The sequence below is a fragment of the Marichromatium bheemlicum genome (assembly GCF_012276755.1).
Taxonomy (GTDB): Bacteria; Pseudomonadota; Gammaproteobacteria; order Chromatiales; family Chromatiaceae; genus Marichromatium; species Marichromatium bheemlicum.
Genome location: NZ_JAAXKX010000002.1, coordinates 56,672 through 72,812, shown reverse-complemented (window position 1 = coordinate 72,812; position 16,141 = coordinate 56,672). Strand labels below are relative to the sequence as shown.

At 68.9% G+C, this 16,141-nt stretch carries 12 protein-coding genes; 8 read left to right on the top strand and 4 right to left on the bottom strand.

What is annotated here, in order from left to right; genetic code table 11:
• Window positions 1-116 precede the first annotated feature (116 nt).
• The 3 genes from HF203_RS01905 to HF203_RS01895 all read right to left on the bottom strand — a co-directional run bounded on the left by HF203_RS01905 (window position 117) and on the right by HF203_RS01895 (window position 4,594).
• Window positions 117-776, bottom strand: a complete 660-nt coding sequence (locus HF203_RS01905) for a peroxiredoxin (RefSeq protein WP_168666046.1) — start codon at window positions 774-776, stop codon at window positions 117-119.
• Window positions 777-928: 152 nt separating this feature from the next.
• Complete coding sequence (locus tag HF203_RS01900; protein ID WP_168666045.1) at window positions 929-3,076, bottom strand: tRNA(Met) cytidine acetyltransferase TmcA; 2,148 nt, start codon at window positions 3,074-3,076, stop codon at window positions 929-931.
• Between the two features lie 201 nt (window positions 3,077-3,277).
• Entirely contained in the window at window positions 3,278-4,594 is a 1,317-nt protein-coding gene (locus tag HF203_RS01895; protein WP_168666044.1) for a TRZ/ATZ family hydrolase, read from the bottom strand.
• A gap of 70 nt (window positions 4,595-4,664) precedes the next feature.
• Here HF203_RS01895 and mtnA point away from each other — a divergent pair, with 70 nt between their 5' ends.
• The 8 genes from mtnA (at window position 4,665) to HF203_RS01855 (ending at window position 15,451) form a co-directional block, all read left to right on the top strand.
• Window positions 4,665-5,720, top strand: a complete 1,056-nt coding sequence (mtnA, locus tag HF203_RS01890) for an S-methyl-5-thioribose-1-phosphate isomerase (protein ID WP_168666043.1) — start codon at window positions 4,665-4,667, stop codon at window positions 5,718-5,720.
• A 109-nt stretch (window positions 5,721-5,829) separates the two neighbouring features.
• Window positions 5,830-6,879, top strand: coding sequence for an EAL domain-containing protein (locus tag HF203_RS01885; RefSeq protein WP_168666042.1), 1,050 nt, complete (start codon window positions 5,830-5,832; stop codon window positions 6,877-6,879).
• A gap of 379 nt (window positions 6,880-7,258) precedes the next feature.
• A complete protein-coding gene (gyrA, locus tag HF203_RS01880) occupies window positions 7,259-9,865 on the top strand; it encodes a DNA gyrase subunit A (RefSeq protein WP_168666041.1) in 2,607 nt (868 codons plus the stop codon).
• Between the two features lie 33 nt (window positions 9,866-9,898).
• Window positions 9,899-10,984 carry a 3-phosphoserine/phosphohydroxythreonine transaminase gene (serC, locus tag HF203_RS01875; RefSeq protein WP_168666040.1) on the top strand — a complete coding sequence of 362 codons (1,086 nt, stop codon included), beginning with the start codon at window positions 9,899-9,901 and terminating at the stop codon, window positions 10,982-10,984.
• A gap of 55 nt (window positions 10,985-11,039) precedes the next feature.
• Entirely contained in the window at window positions 11,040-12,224 is a 1,185-nt protein-coding gene (locus HF203_RS01870; protein WP_168666039.1) for a 3-phosphoglycerate dehydrogenase family protein, read from the top strand.
• A 2-nt stretch (window positions 12,225-12,226) separates the two neighbouring features.
• Window positions 12,227-13,327 (top strand): prephenate dehydratase, encoded by a 1,101-nt coding sequence (gene pheA, locus HF203_RS01865; protein WP_168666038.1) that lies wholly within the window; start codon window positions 12,227-12,229, stop codon window positions 13,325-13,327.
• Window positions 13,328-13,475: 148 nt separating this feature from the next.
• A complete protein-coding gene (hisC, locus tag HF203_RS01860) occupies window positions 13,476-14,588 on the top strand; it encodes a histidinol-phosphate transaminase (protein ID WP_168666037.1) in 1,113 nt (370 codons plus the stop codon).
• Window positions 14,585-15,451 carry a prephenate dehydrogenase gene (locus HF203_RS01855; RefSeq protein ID WP_168666036.1) on the top strand — a complete coding sequence of 289 codons (867 nt, stop codon included), beginning with the start codon at window positions 14,585-14,587 and terminating at the stop codon, window positions 15,449-15,451. Before hisC ends, HF203_RS01855 begins: the two co-directional genes overlap by 4 nt.
• Here the strand turns inward: HF203_RS01855 and HF203_RS01850 are convergent.
• Window positions 15,430-16,128 (bottom strand): hypothetical protein, encoded by a 699-nt coding sequence (locus HF203_RS01850; RefSeq protein WP_168666035.1) that lies wholly within the window; start codon window positions 16,126-16,128, stop codon window positions 15,430-15,432. The genes HF203_RS01855 and HF203_RS01850 overlap by 22 nt on opposite strands.
• Between the last annotated feature and the right edge of the window lie 13 nt (window positions 16,129-16,141).

Here is a 16,141-nt window from a genome sequence, read left to right as displayed (position 1 = left end):
CGGGTCGAGCGGGGCTCGATCCGGTGCAGCGTTCTCGATGGACTAGATGTGGTCGCTTCTCAGCCGCTTCCAGGTGGTGTCATGCGCCCGGTGCCGGCTGGCGCAGGGCGCCTCGCTCAGAGCTGCTTGGTGCAGAAGTACCAGTCGGTGCACTCACAGTCACTGTCGGCGACACGCTGCTCGACGGCCTCGACGGTGGCCGGCGGGGGCACGATCACGGCCTCGCCCTGGTGCCAGTTCTCCGGGGTGGCGACTCCATGGGTGTCGGTGGTCTGCAGCGCGCGCAGCAGGCGCAGGATCTCATCGACCGAGCGGCCATTGCTCATCGGGTAGTAGAGCATGGCGCGCAGCACCCCCTGGGGGTCGATGACGAAGGTCGCGCGTACCGCCGAGGTGTCGCTGGCGCCCGGCTGGATCATGCCGTAGTCGTGGGCGACCCGCATCGACAGGTCGGCGATGATCGGGAAGCCGATCTCGACGCCGAAGCGCTCCTTGATGTTGCGCATCCAGGCAACATGGCTGAAGTGACTGTCGATCGACAGCCCCAGCAGCTCGCAATCGAGTGCCTGGAAGTCGGACTGGCGCTTGGCGAAGGCCATGAACTCGGTGGTGCACACCGGGGTGAAGTCCGCGGGGTGGGAGAACAACACCAGCCAGCGACCGCGATAGTCCTCCAGGGTGCGTCGACCGTGGGTGGTGACGGCGTCGAAGGCCGGTGCCGGCTCGTTGAGGCGCGGCATGGCGGGGGCGGTGGTGTTCTGGGTCTCGGTGGTCATGCGGTGATTCCTCTAAACATTGGGGGCTGATTCAGAGTCCCGGCTCGGTGCCGGTGGACAGGGACTAGCTTATTGACCCCGTTGATTAGAGGGAAATCGTTTGTGTGGATGATGGCGATCGGTCCTTCTGATTGAGGTTTGTCAATCGATCGTCATCGTGTATGGGGTGTCGAGTCGAGCAGCTGCGCGGCCGCGTCACGGACGCGCTCGATCAGGGCCTCACGACCGCTGGCCCGGTCGTACTCGATCAGCCGTGCGGGCGGCCGTAACTGCAGTGCGACGGCGACCAGTAACGAAGCCGCGTTCGGTTCGATCCGTCCTGCTCGCAGGGCGGCGGCGAGGCGGGCCCGCACCAATGCGGCCAGTGGGGCCAGACTGGCCTCGAGGGTGCGGTGGGCGGTGGCGAAGGCCATGAGTTCGGCGCCGTCCTCGGCGCTGTTGTCGGCGCCTGGGGGCAGCGCGGTGAGTAATGCCAGTGCGGTCCCGGGGGCGAGAGCGCACAACGGCCCGGCGAGCAGGACCCCGATCCGCGCACCGAGCCGGCGCTCGGCACGGATCACCAGCCGTTCACCCGCCGCCGAGCAGGCCGCGAGCAGCACCACTGCGTGTTCGCCGCTGGCGGCGTTGCGGCTGGTGCCGATCTGCGCCAGTCGCCAGCCCTGGCCGCGCCAGAAGGCGAGCAGCTCGGGGGTGGCGCCGAAGCTGGTGCCGACCAGATCGAGGCCCTCGGCGCGTGCCGCCGTCTGCAGGGTCGTCAGTAGCCGCGTGCCCAGTCCGTGCCGCCGCAGCGCCGGGTGGGTGGCGATGCGCACCACCCGCAGTGCGCGCAGCGCCGGGGCCTCGGCTAGCCCGGCATGGGCCGAGAGGGTCTGCGGCAGCAGATGGCCGCGCGGGCGCCGGCGCCCCTCGAAGATCGCCGCGCGCAGCGCCGGGTCGTCGATGCCGCCCTCGGCGCTGGCGATCAGGGTCGCCACCACCCGGCCCGCGAGCCGACAGGCATAGACTCGCACCCCGGGGCCGTCGAGCAGCATCCGCAGGTCCGCCGGGCGGGTCTGGTAGTGGGCCTGGACCAGCAGCCCGAACAGTGCCCCGAGCGTGGCCTCGTCCGCGGCCAGGGTGTCACGATCGAGGCGTTCGCAGGTGATGCCCGCGAGTCCCCCGCTGGTCGGTGGGTCGATCGCGGGGATGGCCGCATCGAGCAGCAGGGCGCGGAAGCCCAGCGCCTCGAGCGGGTCGTGCGCGGCCCAGCGGATCGGTTGTTCGAGCCGTTCGAGCCGCCACCCCGGGGTGTGGCGCTCGAGCGCATCGCGAAAGCGCAGCGCGAACCCCCGGCCGGTGCCCTCGTAGCCGTGGACGGTGGCGGCGAACACCAGTCGCCGGTAGCGGTGCAGCAGTCCCTCGAGCAGGGGCGCAGGGATCGCCGCGGCCTCGTCGACCAGCACCAGATCGGCAGCGGGGTGGCGGTCGAGCAGGTCGGCGGGGGCGACGAAGTCGAGCCCCGGGTGGCGGCCGGCGTGTCCGAGCAGGGTTGCTGCCGCGCCCCGGTTGGGGGCGGTGACGAGGATGCGATAGTCCTCGGCCTCGGCGAGCAGCCGCCGCGCGGCGATACCGAGCGCCGTGCTCTTGCCGCGCCCGCGATGGGCGCTGAGCACCAGTGGGCGATGAGCGCGCCCGCGCGCCACCCGCAGCACCGCCGCGATCGCCCGCGCCTGATCGGCGCTCGCCGCGCCCTCGGCGTCGGCGGTTGGCGCCAGGGCCGGGGCCGGCGCGGGGGTGTCGGGTTGCGGCCAGTGGGCAGGGGGCTGCGACTGGTCGATATGGACCAGCGCGGGGTCGCTCGCCAGCACCCGCGCCAGCCGCGCGATGAAGCGCCCGCCCGGTTGTGGCGGATGGGGCCAGGGGGCGAGGCGCGCGGTCTGCGGGTCGGTCAGGGTCGACCAGTCGGCCAGCGGTGGGGTCAGCAGCAGCAACAGCCCACCGCCGATCAGCGCGCCGGTGGCGGCGCCGAAGGCGTCGGGGTCGAAGCCGCCGTGGGCGTCGTAGACCAGCAGGGCGAGTTCGCGCCCGAGCAGCTTGCGGGCAGCGCCCAGCGGTTCAGCCTGGGGTGGGCTCGCGCGTGCCGAGAGCCAGGTCGTCGCCAGCCCCGGTAGCGCCGCGAGCACCGCCAGCGCCTGACGCTCACACCAGCCGACCTCGCCGCTGACCAGCAACATCCGGCGCTGTCGACACCCCAGCGCCTCGGCGCGTAGCGCCCGCGCCAGCGCGACGATGGCCGTTGCTTGTGGTGACGGGCTCGGCATGGTTCAGGCGTCAGCCTTCGCTCGCCAGCGGTTTGAACCGCAAAGACGCGATGCACACGAAGGGATGAAAGGCTGCTGGAGGAGAGGCGATCTGGCGATGATCACAACGCTTGTATACCGCCTCCCACGGCAAACAGTCGCTTTCTTTGCGCCCTTCGCGTCTTTGCGGTTCAACAGCTTGCAATTGTCCCCCGGCGGCGCTCAATCGCGTGCGGCCAGGCGCTCGCCCCAGGTGCGGGCGCGGGCGAAGGTGTCGGCGGCGTCGAGCTGGGTGGGGGCGCCGTCGCGCAGCACCTGGCGGCCGTTGATCCAGACCTGGCGGACCTGATGACTACTGGCGGCGTAGACCAGCTGTGAGGCGGGGTGGTAGACCGGCTGGGTGTGGGCGTCGCCGAGGTCGATGGCGACGATGTCGGCGGCCTTGCCGACCTCGAGCGAGCCGATCTCCTCATCGAGCCCGAGGGCGCGCGCGCCGTTGATGGTGGCCATGCGCAGCGCGGCGCTCGCCGGGACGGCGGCGGCCGAGCCGGAGACGCCCTTGGCGAGTAGCGCGGCGGTGCGCATTTCGCCGAGCATGCTGAGATCGTTGTTGCTGGCCGCGCCATCGGTGCCGAGGGCGACGTTGACCCCGGCCTCGAGCAGTTTGGCGAGCGGACAGAAGCCGCTGGCGAGCTTGAGGTTGGACTCGGGGCAGTGAACGACATGGGCGCCGGTGGCGACGAGCCGCTCAATCTCGGCGTCCTCGAGCTGGGTCATGTGCACCGCCAGCAGCGACGGGTCGAGCAGCCCGAGTCGGTCGAGCCGCGCCAGCGGTCGCTGGCCGTGATCGCGCAGCGACTGTGTGACCTCGTCGCGGGTCTCGTGGACATGGATGTGGATCGGGATCTCGAGCTGGTCGGCGAGGGTGCGCACCCGGCTCAACGGCGCGTCGGAGACGGTATAGGGCGAGTGCGGGGCGAAGGCGACGCGGATCAGCGGGTGGCCGCGATAGCGCTCGTGCAGTGCCAGCCCCTTGGCGATATAGCCGTCGGCGTCGGCGGCATAGCCGGTGGGGAAGTCGATCACGATCATGCCGATGACCGCGCGCATCCCCGCCTCTGCGGTGACCTGGGCGCTGACCTCGGGGTGGAAGTACATGTCGTTGTAGCAGGTCACGCCGCCGCGCAGCATCTCGAGTACCGCCAGGCGGGTGCCGTCGCCGACGAAGCCGGGTTCGACCCAGCGCTGCTCGGCCGGCCAGATGTGCTCGTGCAGCCAGGTCATCAGCGGCAGGTCATCGGCGAGCCCGCGCATCAGGCTCATCGCCGCGTGGGTGTGGGCATTGACCAGCCCCGGGGTGAGCACGTGGCCGGGGAGTTCGATCACCCGCTGCGCCTCGATGCTGGCGCGCGCCTCGGTCGAGGGCAGTAGTGCCTGGATACGCCCCTCGGACACCGCGATCGCATGGTCGTCGAGCTGGCTGTCGGCGGCGTCGACCGGGAGAATCCACGGGGCATGAATGAGGAGCTCGGCTTGCATCGATAGGGGTCCTTTGGTGACTGCGGCAAAATCGGGGACAATGCGCGCAAAATGCCACAAGGAGCCTTTGATGGAAACTGCAACCCCGTTCGTCCCTACCCCCGATGACGCCGTGCGCTGGCAGGATGATCGTCTCTATCTGCTCGACCAGCGGGTGCTGCCCGCGCGCATCGAGGTGCTGGCCTATGACGATGCCAGCGCCGTCGCCGAGGCGATCCGCGACATGGTGGTGCGGGGCGCGCCGGCGATCGGTGTGGCCGCGGCCTATGGTGTGGCGCTCGCCGGGCGCACCGCCTTCGCCGCCGCCGGGGCGGGTTGGAAGCAGGCCATCGAGGGTGATCTGGAGCGGCTCGCCGGGTCGCGTCCGACGGCGGTCAACCTATTCTGGGCGATCCGGCGGATGCGCGCGCTGATCGCCACCCTGGACGCCACCGACCCCTTTGCCGCGCTGCTCGCCGAGGCGCGCGCGGTGCACGAGGAGGATCGAGCGTCCAATCGGCGTATCGGTGAGCTGGGCGCGGCGCTGATCACCGCGCCGACCGAGATCATTACCCACTGCAACGCCGGCGCGCTGGCCACCGGCGGCTATGGCACCGCGCTCGGCGTGGTGCGCGCCGCGCACGCCGCGGGTAAGGTCGAGCGCGTCTATGCTGACGAGACCCGGCCGTGGATGCAGGGCGCGCGACTGACCGCCTGGGAGTTGATGCAGGACGACATCCCGGTCACCCTTCAGGCCGACTGCGCCGCCGCCAGCCTGATGGCGCAGGGGCGGGTCGGCTGGGTGGTGGTCGGCGCCGATCGCATCACCGCCAACGGCGACGTCGCCAACAAGATCGGCACCTATGGTCTGGCGGTGATGGCGCGTCATCACGGCATCCGTTTCATGGTCGCGGCGCCGACCTCGACCATCGACATGGGGCTGGCCACCGGCGCCGAGATCCCGATCGAGGAGCGCGATTCGGCCGAGCTGCTCGGCTGCGGTGGCAACCCGGTGGCGCCCGCGGGTTGCGCGGCGCGCAACCCGGTGTTCGACGTCACCCCGGCGGCGCTGGTCGATGCCATCGTCACCGAGCGCGGGGTGGTGCTCGAACCAACCCCCGAGCGGATGCGCGCGTTGATGGGCTGAGGCCGGCGTCGGATTGGACCTTGGGCCGCGCGCCTGTTATCCATAGATCAAGGGGGCGGCGCGCTGGGCCCCGGTTCCTGATCCGCGATCCTCACAGATGGAGACCCTCATGGCCTGTCCACGTTGCCAGACGCTGCCCCTGACGGCCTCGGCGCGGGGCGAGCTGTTGCTGACCTTCGCGGTACGCGAGCTGCGCGACAAGTGTCTCGACTATCTCGAGCAGGCGCTGCTGGTCCACCGGGTCGAGGGGATGGTGGTGCGCTTGCCCGACACCTGCCTGCTCGGCTTCCTCGAGCGGCTGCGGGTCGAGCAACCGTTCAACGCCCTGGAGCGCGAGGGCATCCTGGCGTTGTTGCTCCCCCCGGGCGAGGACCTGGATTTCCACGCCTTCACCCGTGCCCATTCGCTGGAGCGCTGGTTCTCCCTGCTGGCGGCGCGTCCGTTGCTCGAGATCCTCGAATATCAGCGCTTCGTCAGTTGGTTCCAGCCGATCGTCTCGATCGCCGACGGCGCCGTGGTCGGGCACGAGGCGCTGCTGCGCGGGCGGCTGCCGGACGGTGGGTTGATGTTCCCGGGCGAGATCTTCTCGCTGGCTGCGGCCAACGACCTGTTGTTCCAGGTCGACCGCCAGGCGCGCGCCGCGGCACTGCACTGCGCCGCCGCCCAGGGGCTCGACGGACTGCTGTTCATCAACTTCCTGCCGACGGCTATCTACGACCCGGTGCACTGTCTGCGCAGCACCGTCGGTTGGGCGCGCAAGCTCGGCATCGATCCCGGTCGGATCGTCTTCGAGGTGGTCGAGACCGAGCGCGTCGGCGACACCGAGCACCTCAAGCGTATCCTCGATTTCTATCGCGACGCCGGCTACCGGGTGGCGCTCGACGACGTCGGCAGCGGTTACGCCTCGCTCAACCTGCTCGCCCAGCTGCGCCCGGATATCATCAAGGTCGACATGGAGATCATCCGCGACATCGATCGCGATCCCGCTCGCCAATCGATCTACCGCGCCCTCGCCGGTATCGCCGCTGAACTCGACATCGAACTCCTCGCCGAGGGCATCGAGACCGAGGCCGAACTCGACTACGTTCGCCGCCATGGCGCCGACCTGGCCCAGGGCTATCTGTTCGGACGCCCCGGTCCCGGGGTGGCTGGGGGCTGAATGGAGGGTCGCTGCCAGCCGCCAGCCGCCAGCCGCCAGGAGATTGAACCGCAAAGCCGCAAAGTGCGCGAAGAAAGCGACCAGTCTTCAGCAAGCAGCCTCCAGTGTCGGTTTGCGGTCGACCGCGACGCGACGAGACAACCCAGCCCCTTCACTGGAAGCTGGCGGCTGGAAGCCTTTCTCCATCTTCGCGCCCTTCGCGCCTTGGCGGTTTGATCCTCTCGGCGGTTCGATCTTCCCTGGTCGCTGCTTCCCCGCCCAGCGGATCGTCTCCAGCGTGGCTTGGCGCGGCGTGGTAGAATCGACAGGTTCAGAACACGCATCAGGGGCCTCGCTCTGAGGTTCCCTCAAGCACGCTTACAGCCGGTTCACCACACCCATGCCAGAATTCGCCAGAGAAGTCCTGCCCATCAATCTCGAGGACGAGATGCGTCAGTCCTATCTTGATTACGCCATGAGCGTGATCGTGGGGCGCGCGCTGCCGGATGTCCGCGACGGTCTCAAGCCCGTGCACCGCCGGGTGCTCTTCTCGATGCACGAGCAGGGCAACGTGTGGAATCGCGCCTATCGCAAGTCGGCGCGCGTCGTCGGTGACGTCATGGGTAAGTATCACCCCCATGGCGATTCGGCCATCTACGACACCATGGTCCGCATGGCCCAGCCGTTCTCGATGCGCTGCCTGCTCGTCGACGGTCAGGGCAACTTCGGTTCGGTCGACGGCGATCCGCCGGCGGCAATGCGTTATACCGAGGTGCGGATGACCCGCATCGCCGACGCGCTGCTCGACGACCTCGACAAGGAGACGGTCGATTTCACCCCCAACTACGACAACACCGAGCAAGAACCCTCGGTGTTGCCGGCGCGTTTCCCGAACCTGTTGGTCAACGGCTCCTCGGGTATCGCTGTGGGCATGGCGACCAACATCCCGCCGCACAACCTCAACGAGGTGATCGACGCCTGTCTGGCGATCATCGACGACCCCCTGGTCGATCTTGAGCGCTTGATCGAACTGGTGCCCGGCCCGGATTTCCCCACCGGCGCCTTGATCAACGGGGTACGGGGCATCCGCGAGGCCTATCGCACCGGCCGAGGCCGGGTGGTGATGCGCGCGCGCGCCGACTTCGAGGAGCAGAGCCGCAGCGGTCGCGAGGCGATTGTGGTCACCGAGCTGCCCTATCAGGTCAACAAGGCGCGTCTGCTCGAGCGTATCGCAGAGCTGGTCAAGGAGAAGAAGATCGAGGGTATCGCCCAGGACGGGCTGCGTGACGAGTCCGACAAGGACGGTATGCGTATCGTCATCGAGCTCAAGCGCGACACCCACCCCGAGGTGCTGCTCAACAACCTCTACCAGCACACCCAGATGCAGCAGGTGTTCGGCATCAACATGGTGGCCCTGGTCGATGGTCAACCGCGCACCCTCAACCTCAAGCAGATCCTCGAGTACTTCCTGCGTCACCGTCGCGATGTGGTCACCCGGCGCACCCTCTACGAGCTGCGCAAGGCGCGCGATCGCGCCCACGTGCTCGAGGGCTACGCCATCGCCCTGGCCAACATCGACGAGGTGATCGCCACCATCAAGGCCTCGCCGAGCCCGGCCGAGGCGCGCGAGCGATTGATGGTGCGGGCCTGGGCGCCGGGCGCGGTCAGCGACATGCTGGCGCGCACCGGGGCCGAGCAGACCCGCCCGGAGACGCTCGATCCCGGCTTCGGCATGACCGAGGCGGGCTACCGACTGAGCGAGCGCCAGGCCAAGGCGATCCTCGACCTGCAGCTGCATCGGCTCACCGGGCTCGAGCAGGAGAAGATCCTCAAGGAGTTCGAGGAGATCCTCGCCCGTATCGGCGAGCTGCTGGCGATCCTCGGTGATCCCGAGCGCTTGATGGCGGTGATCCGCGAGGAGCTGGAGGCGGTTCGCGAGCAGTTCGGCAGCGCGCGTCGCACCGAGATCCAGGTCGACCACACCGACCTCACCCTCGAGGACCTGATCGCCCCCGAGGACCTGGTGGTGACGCTCTCCCACCAGGGCTACGTCAAGGCCCAGCCGCTCAGCGACTACCAGGCCCAGCACCGTGGAGGACGTGGCAAGAGCGCGACCTCCTTCCGCGAGGAGGACTTCATCGATCGGTTGTTCGTGGCCAATACCCACGACACCGTGCTCTGCTTCTCCAGTCGCGGCCGGGTCTACTGGATCAAGGTCTACGAGCTGCCCCAGGCCGGGCGTAGCGCGCGCGGTCGACCGATGGTCAACCTGTTGCCGCTCGAGCAGGGCGAGCGCATCACCGCGCTGTTGCCGGTGCGTGATTACGAGGACGGCTACTTCGTGTTCATGGCCACCAGCGCCGGCACGGTCAAGAAGACGCCGCTCAAGGACTTCTCGCGCCCGCTCTCGCGCGGGATCATCGCCATCGATCTGCACGAGGACGAGTACCTGGTCGGGGTGGCGATCACCGACGGCAACCAGGACCTGATGCTGTTCACCTCCGCCGGCAAGGCGGTGCGCTTCTCCGAGGAGCAGGTGCGGGCGATGGGGCGGACCGCGCACGGTGTGCGCGGGGTCAAACTCCAGCCCGAGCAGCGCGTCATCTCGCTGGTGGTCCCCGAGCCCGGCACCGTACTCAGCGTCACCGAAAACGGCTATGGTAAGCGCACCACCGTCGATCAGTTCCCGACCAAGGGGCGCGGGACCCAGGGCGTGATCGCCATCCGTACCTCGGAGCGCAACGGCGAGCAGGTCGGTGCGGTGCTGGTGCTGCCCGGTGACGAGATCATGCTGATCACCGAGCACGGTACCCTGATCCGGACCTCGGTCGATGAGGTCCCGGTGGTCGGGCGCGATGCCCAGGGCGTCAAGCTGATCAATCTCGACGAGGGTGAGCGGTTGGTCTATGTCGAGCGCGTGGTCGCGCTCGATGAGGACGAGGATGGCGCGGGTGACGCGTCCGAGGCCGCGCCCGAGGCGGGTGCGGATGCCGCGACGCACGACTGACAATCCTGATTCTGTGTTAGGGGAAGAGTGAGAATGGCTCGAGTGTACAATTTCAGCGCCGGGCCAGCGATGCTGCCCGAAGCGGTGCTGCAGCAGGCCCGCGAGGAGATGCTCGACTGGCAGGGCACGGGGACCAGCGTGGCCGAGATGAGCCACCGTGGCAAGGCCTTTGTCGCCATCGCCGAACGTGCCGAGGCCGACCTGCGCGAGCTGCTGGGCATCCCGGACAACTATCGGGTGCTGTTCCTTCAGGGGGGGGCCTCGAGCCAGTTCGCGATGGTGCCGATGAACCTGCTGCGCGGCAAGGGCGAGGCCGATTACGTCAACACCGGCACCTGGTCGAAGAAGGCGATCGCCGAGGCGCGGCGCTACTGCGCGGTCAATGTCGCCGCCAGCACCGTCGACGAGCCGCTCGGTCGGGCCCCGGCGCAGCACGAGCTGGCGCTCAGCGGCGAGCGTGCGGCCTATGTCCACTACACCCCTAACGAGACCATCGCCGGGGTCGAGTTCTCCTATGTCCCCGAGACCGGCGTGGTGCCGCTGATCGCCGACATGTCCTCGACCCTGCTGTCGCGTCCGATCGAGGTCTCGCGTTTCGGGTTGATCTATGCCGGCGCCCAGAAGAACATCGGCCCGGCCGGTCTGACCATCGTCATCGTTCGTGACGATCTGCTCGGTCAGCCCCTGGCGGCGACCCCGACCATGTTCGACTATAAGGTCCACGCCGACGCCGACTCCATGTACAACACCCCGCCGACCTATGCCTGGTACCTGGCCGGTCTGGTGTTCCAGTGGCTCAAGGCGCGCGGTGGCCTGGAGGCGATGGCCGAGGTCAACGCCCGCAAGGCGGCGTTGCTCTACGACACCATCGATGCCTCCGACTTCTATCGCAACCCGGTGGACCCGGGGTCGCGCTCGTGGATGAACATCCCCTTCACCCTGGCCGATCCGGCGCTCGATGCCCGTTTCCTTGAAGAGGCCGCGGCTGCGGGGCTGACCGCGCTCAAGGGGCATCGCTCGGCCGGCGGGATGCGCGCGAGCATCTACAACGCCATGCCCGAGTCCGGGGTCGAGGCGTTGGTCGCGTTCATGCGCGAGTTCGAGCGTCGTCACGGCTGAGGCCGCGCTCTGGCGCATTGCGGCGCCCTTTATCCCTGCAGGAGGCCGAGCGGGCATGTTCAGGATCCAGACCTTGAATCAGATCGCGGTGGCCGGGCTCGAGCGGCTGCCGCGCGAGCACTACGAGGTGGCCTCGGAGATCGTCCATCCGGATGCCATCCTGCTGCGCTCGGCGCCGTTGCAGGCGACGGCGGTGCCTGCCTCGGTGCGCGCCATCGGGCGTGCCGGCGCCGGCACCAACAACATCCCGGTGGCGGAGATGACCGCCCGTGGCGTGGCGGTGTTCAACACCCCGGGGGCCAATGCCAACGCAGTCAAGGAGCTGGTGCTTGCGGCGCTGTTGATCGGCTCGCGCAACATCGCCCAGGCGCTGCGCTTCGTCGACGGTCTTGACGGCGATGACGCCACCATCCAGCAGGCGGTGGAGCAGGGCAAGCGCGCCTTCGTCGGCTTCGAGCTGCCGGGGCGTACCCTCGGGGTGATCGGGCTCGGTGCGATCGGGGTCAAGGTGGCCAACGCCGCGCGCGCATTGGGGATGCGGGTGATCGGCTACGATCCCACCATCACCGTGGCCCGCGCCTGGCAGCTCGAACACGATGTCGAGGCCGCGCACAGCATCGACGAGGTGCTCGCCCGTGCCGATTGCGTCACCCTGCATGTGCCGCTGACCGACGACACCCGTCATCTGATCGATGCTGCACGTATCCGCGGCATGCGCCAGGGGGCGTTGCTGCTGAACTTCTCGCGCCGCGGCATCGTTGACGATGCCGCGGTGCTCGCGGCGCTCGACGCCGGGCGCCTCCACGGCTACTGCTGCGACTTTCCCAACAACCAGCTCAAGGCCCACCCGCAGGTGGTGGTGCTGCCGCACCTGGGTGCCTCGACCCGGGAGGCGGAGGACAACTGTGCAGTGATGGTCGCCGAACAGCTGCGCGACTATCTGGAGAACGGCAACGTGACCCATTCGGTCAACTTCCCCGAGATCGTGCTGCCACGCAACGGCGGCGCACGTATCTCCATCGTCAACAACAACGTCCCCAACATGGTCGGCCAGATCTCGACGCACCTCGGTACCGCCGGACTCAACATCCTCGATATGCTCAACCGCTCGCGTGAGACCATCGCGGTGACCCTGATCGATGTCGATCGCCCCTGTCCGCCGGAGACGCTCGCCGCGCTGGCGGCGATCGATGGGGTGTGCTCGGCGCGCGTGCTCGAACCGCTGCCGGAGGCGTGCTGACCATGGCCGATCATGCGCACGATCAGGACGGGCTCGATCGGGTCCGGGGGCGCATCGACGCCATCGACCAGGAACTGCTCGATCTGATCAGCGAGCGGGCACGCTGTGCCCAGCGCGTCGCCCAGATCAAGACCGAGACCGACGGTCGGGCGGTGCAGTTCTACCGCCCCGAGCGCGAGGTGGCGATCCTGCGCCGGGTCAAGGGCGCCAACCCGGGGCCGCTCGACGGCGAGGAGGTGGCGCGGCTGTTTCGCGAGATCATGTCCGCCTGCCTGGCGCTCGAGCGCCCGCTGCAGGCCGCCTTCCTCGGTCCCGAGGGCACCTTCACCCAGGCCGCGGCGATCAAGCACTTCGGCCACTCGGTGGTGACCCGGGCGATGGCCACCATCGATGAGATCTTTCGCGAGGTCGAGGCCGGTTCCTGCGACTTCGGTGTGGTGCCGGTGGAGAACTCCACCGAGGGCGTGGTCAGCCATACCCTCGATCTGTTCATGGCCTCGCCACTGGCGATCACCGGCGAGGTCTCGCTGCGTATCCACCATCATTTGATGAGCGCCGAGACCGAACTCGGTGCGATCCGTACCGTCTACTCCCACCAGCAATCGCTCGCGCAGTGTCGCGAGTGGCTCGATCGCTATCTGCCGCACGCCGAGCGGGTGGCCGTCGGCAGTAACGCCGACGCCGCGCGCACCGCCGCCAAGGAGTCGGGCGCCGCGGCGGTGGCCGGCTATCAGGCCGCCGAGATCTATGGGCTGGAGCTGCTCGCCGAGCGTATCGAGGACGAGCCGGGCAATACCACCCGCTTTCTCGTCATCGGCAAGCAGGACGCACCGCCGAGCGGTCAGGACAAGACCAGCCTGCTGCTCTCGTGTCGTAACGAGGCCGGGGGCTTGCATGCCCTGTTGATGCCGCTGGCCGCCCATGGCATCAGCATGACCCGGATCGAGTCGCGGCCCTCGCGGCGTGGTATCTGGGACTATGTCTTCTTCGTCGACATCATGGGGCACCGTGACGACCTGCCGGTCGCCGCAGCGCTCGAGCACTTGGAACGCCAGGCGCTGTTGTTCAAGGTGCTGGGTTCCTATCCGGTCGCGGTGCTGTAGGGCCGGATAGCACCGCGACCGGTTCGGTCGCAGCCATCCTCTCCGACCCCACGGGGCGGTCGCGCCGGCGACGGGCCGCGGGGTCGATCATCTTCAAGGACGTTCCGCCCCTCGCCGGGGACGGACAAGATCATCGCGAGTCTGCATCATGCCCAATCAAGAGAACCCCTTCCTCGAGATCGCCGCGCCCTGGGTCGCCGGTCTCTCACCCTATGTCCCGGGCAAGCCGATGGCCGAGCTCGAGCGCGAACTCGGCATCACCGATGCGGTCAAGCTCGCCTCCAACGAGAACCCGCTCGGCCCCGGTCCCAAGGCGCGCGCGGCGATCGCCGAGGCCTGTGGCGACCTCGGGCGCTATCCCGACGGCGGTGGCTTCGAGTTGCGCATGGCGATCGCCGCGCATCACGACGTCTCGCCGAGCACGGTGACCCTCGGTAACGGCTCCAACGACGTGCTCGACCTGATCGCGCGCGCCTTCCTCCAGCCCGGCACCGAGTCGGTGATCTCCGAGCACGCCTTCGCCGTCTATGCCATCTCCACCCAGGCGGTGGGCGCGACCGCCCGCATCGCCCCGGCGCGTGATTACGGGCACGACCTCGAGGCGATGACCGCGCTGGTCAACGAGCGCACCCGGGTGGTGTGGATCGCCAACCCCAACAATCCGAGCGGCACCTGGCTCGATGCCGCCACGCTCAAGTCCTTCATCGAGGCGCTGCCGCGCACCTGCCTGGTGGTGATCGACGAGGCCTATACCGACTACGTCAACGAGCCCGATTTCCCCGACGCCACCCTGTGGCTGGAGAATCACCCCAACCTGATCGTCACCCGCACCTTCGCCAAGGTCCACGGCCTGGCGGCGTTGCGCGTCGGCTACGGCCTGAGCCACCCCAAGGTCGCCGACCTGCTCAATCGGGTGCGCCAGCCGTTCAACGTCAATGCCCTGGCTCAGGCCGCGGCGGTCGCCGCGCTCGATGACCGCGAGCACGTGCGTGCCTCGGTCGAGCTCAACCGCGCCGGGATGCGCCAGTACACTGCGGCCTTCGCGCGCCTGGGGCTCGACTTCATCCCCTCGGTGGGCAACTTCATCACCGTCGACCTCGGTCGCCCGGCCGCGCCGATCAACGATGCCTTGTTGCGTCTGGGCGTGATCGTGCGACCGGTGGCCAATTACGGGCTGCCCAATCACCTGCGCATCAGCATCGGCCTGGAGGCGGAGAACGCCCGCTGCATCGCCGCGCTCGAGCAGGTGCTGGGACGATGATCGCGCGGCTCGCGGTCATTGGTGTCGGGTTGATCGGCGGCTCGCTCGCCCAGGCGCTGCGCGAGGCCGGGGCGGTTGGCGAGGTGGTCGGTTGTGGGCGTTCGCGGCCCAACCTCGAACGGGCCCGCGAGCTGGGGGTGATCGATCGCTTCTGCCATGACCCGGCCGAGGCGGTCGTCGGCGCCGACATGGTCTTTCTCGCCGTGCCCATGGGGGCGATGCGCGGGGTGCTCACGGCCATCGCCCCAGCGCTCGCGCCGGGGGCGGTGGTCACTGACGGCGGCAGCGTCAAGGGCAGCGTGGTGGCCGATGCCGGCGCGGTGTTTGGCGCGCCGCCACCGTTCCTGGTGCCGGGGCACCCGATCGCCGGCACCGAGCGCAGTGGGGTCGAGGCCGCCTTTCCCTCGCTCTACCGCGATCGTCGGGTGATCCTCACCCCGGTGGAGCAGACCGCGTCGGCGGCGGTCGATCGGGTCGAGGCGATGTGGCGGGCCTGTGGTGCCGAGGTGATGCGGATGAGCGTGGCCCACCACGACGAGGTGCTGGCCGCGACCAGTCATCTGCCGCACATGCTCGCCTTCGGTCTGGTCGATACCCTGGCGCGGATGCGCGAGAACGATGAGATCTTCCGCTATGCGGCGAGCGGTTTCCGCGACTTCACCCGTATCGCCTCGAGCAGCCCGGAGATGTGGCGCGACATCTGTCTGGCCAACCGCGAGGCGTTGAGCGCGATGCTCGCGCGCTTCAGCATCGAGCTGGCCGATCTCGCGCGGCTGATCCGCGAGGAGGACGGCGACGAGTTGCTGGCGTTGTTCGCGCGCGCCCGCGAGGCACGCGACCGTTACGTCGACGGCGTGCGCTGATCGGTCGCGTGCGCCTCGAGCGGCGCGAGCAGGGTCTCGAAGGCCGCTGGCGCGACGTACTGGATGACGGTCTCGCCATCGGCGGCGAGGGCGACGTCGATGCCGTGTTCTGGATAGAGATGATGGACGACGCCGCTCTCGGGCTCGACGAGTTGCTGCGCCGGTTGGCCGAAGCGGCGTTCGATCAGTGCCGGATCGAGCCGTGCTTGGGGCAGATAGGTGATGGCGCGGATCGGCGCGGTGGCGAACGCGGCCTCGTCCTCGGGGGCGAGACGGACCTTCTTGTCGCCGCTCGGCAGCTGGCTGATGCGCAGCCCGCGGGCATAGGCTGCGGCCAGCTGCTCGGTCGCGATCTCCAGGGTGAGGACGAAGTCGGCGCGTAGTCGGTGTAGGTGCAGGCGTGAGAAATAGGCCTCGACGCTCAGACGGGGTGCCTGCGCGTCGCCGGCACGGAACAGGTTCAACTCGCCCGACTCGCCGAACAGGGCGCGGGCCTCGGCCAGGGTGCTGGCGCCGAGGGTGAGCCCGAACACCCGGGTGGTCCCGTCGGTGGTGAGATCGACCTGCCAGGGCAGGCGTGCGCCACCAGGGGGTGTTGGATCGGGCATCAACAGTGCGAGCCCGAGGACGGCGAGCAGGGCGGCGAGGAGGATCCCGGGGACCAGGGCGCGATCCATGGCGTGTGCTCCA

What these genes read in the sequence shown, in the direction of transcription:
- hisC (WP_168666037.1), top strand. Translation starts at nt 13,476, where the DNA reads ATGCCCAATCAAGAGAACCCCTTCCTCGAGATCGCCGCGCCCTGGGTC.
- HF203_RS01850 (WP_168666035.1), bottom strand. Translation starts at nt 16,128, where the DNA reads ATGGATCGCGCCCTGGTCCCCGGGATCCTCCTCGCCGCCCTGCTCGCC.
- HF203_RS01855 (WP_168666036.1), top strand. Translation starts at nt 14,585, where the DNA reads ATGATCGCGCGGCTCGCGGTCATTGGTGTCGGGTTGATCGGCGGCTCG.
- mtnA (WP_168666043.1), top strand. Translation starts at nt 4,665, where the DNA reads ATGGAAACTGCAACCCCGTTCGTCCCTACCCCCGATGACGCCGTGCGC.
- HF203_RS01895 (WP_168666044.1), bottom strand. Translation starts at nt 4,594, where the DNA reads ATGCAAGCCGAGCTCCTCATTCATGCCCCGTGGATTCTCCCGGTCGAC.
- HF203_RS01885 (WP_168666042.1), top strand. Translation starts at nt 5,830, where the DNA reads ATGGCCTGTCCACGTTGCCAGACGCTGCCCCTGACGGCCTCGGCGCGG.
- gyrA (WP_168666041.1), top strand. Translation starts at nt 7,259, where the DNA reads ATGCCAGAATTCGCCAGAGAAGTCCTGCCCATCAATCTCGAGGACGAG.
- HF203_RS01905 (WP_168666046.1), bottom strand. Translation starts at nt 776, where the DNA reads ATGACCACCGAGACCCAGAACACCACCGCCCCCGCCATGCCGCGCCTC.
- pheA (WP_168666038.1), top strand. Translation starts at nt 12,227, where the DNA reads ATGGCCGATCATGCGCACGATCAGGACGGGCTCGATCGGGTCCGGGGG.
- serC (WP_168666040.1), top strand. Translation starts at nt 9,899, where the DNA reads ATGGCTCGAGTGTACAATTTCAGCGCCGGGCCAGCGATGCTGCCCGAA.
- HF203_RS01900 (WP_168666045.1), bottom strand. Translation starts at nt 3,076, where the DNA reads ATGCCGAGCCCGTCACCACAAGCAACGGCCATCGTCGCGCTGGCGCGG.
- HF203_RS01870 (WP_168666039.1), top strand. Translation starts at nt 11,040, where the DNA reads ATGTTCAGGATCCAGACCTTGAATCAGATCGCGGTGGCCGGGCTCGAG.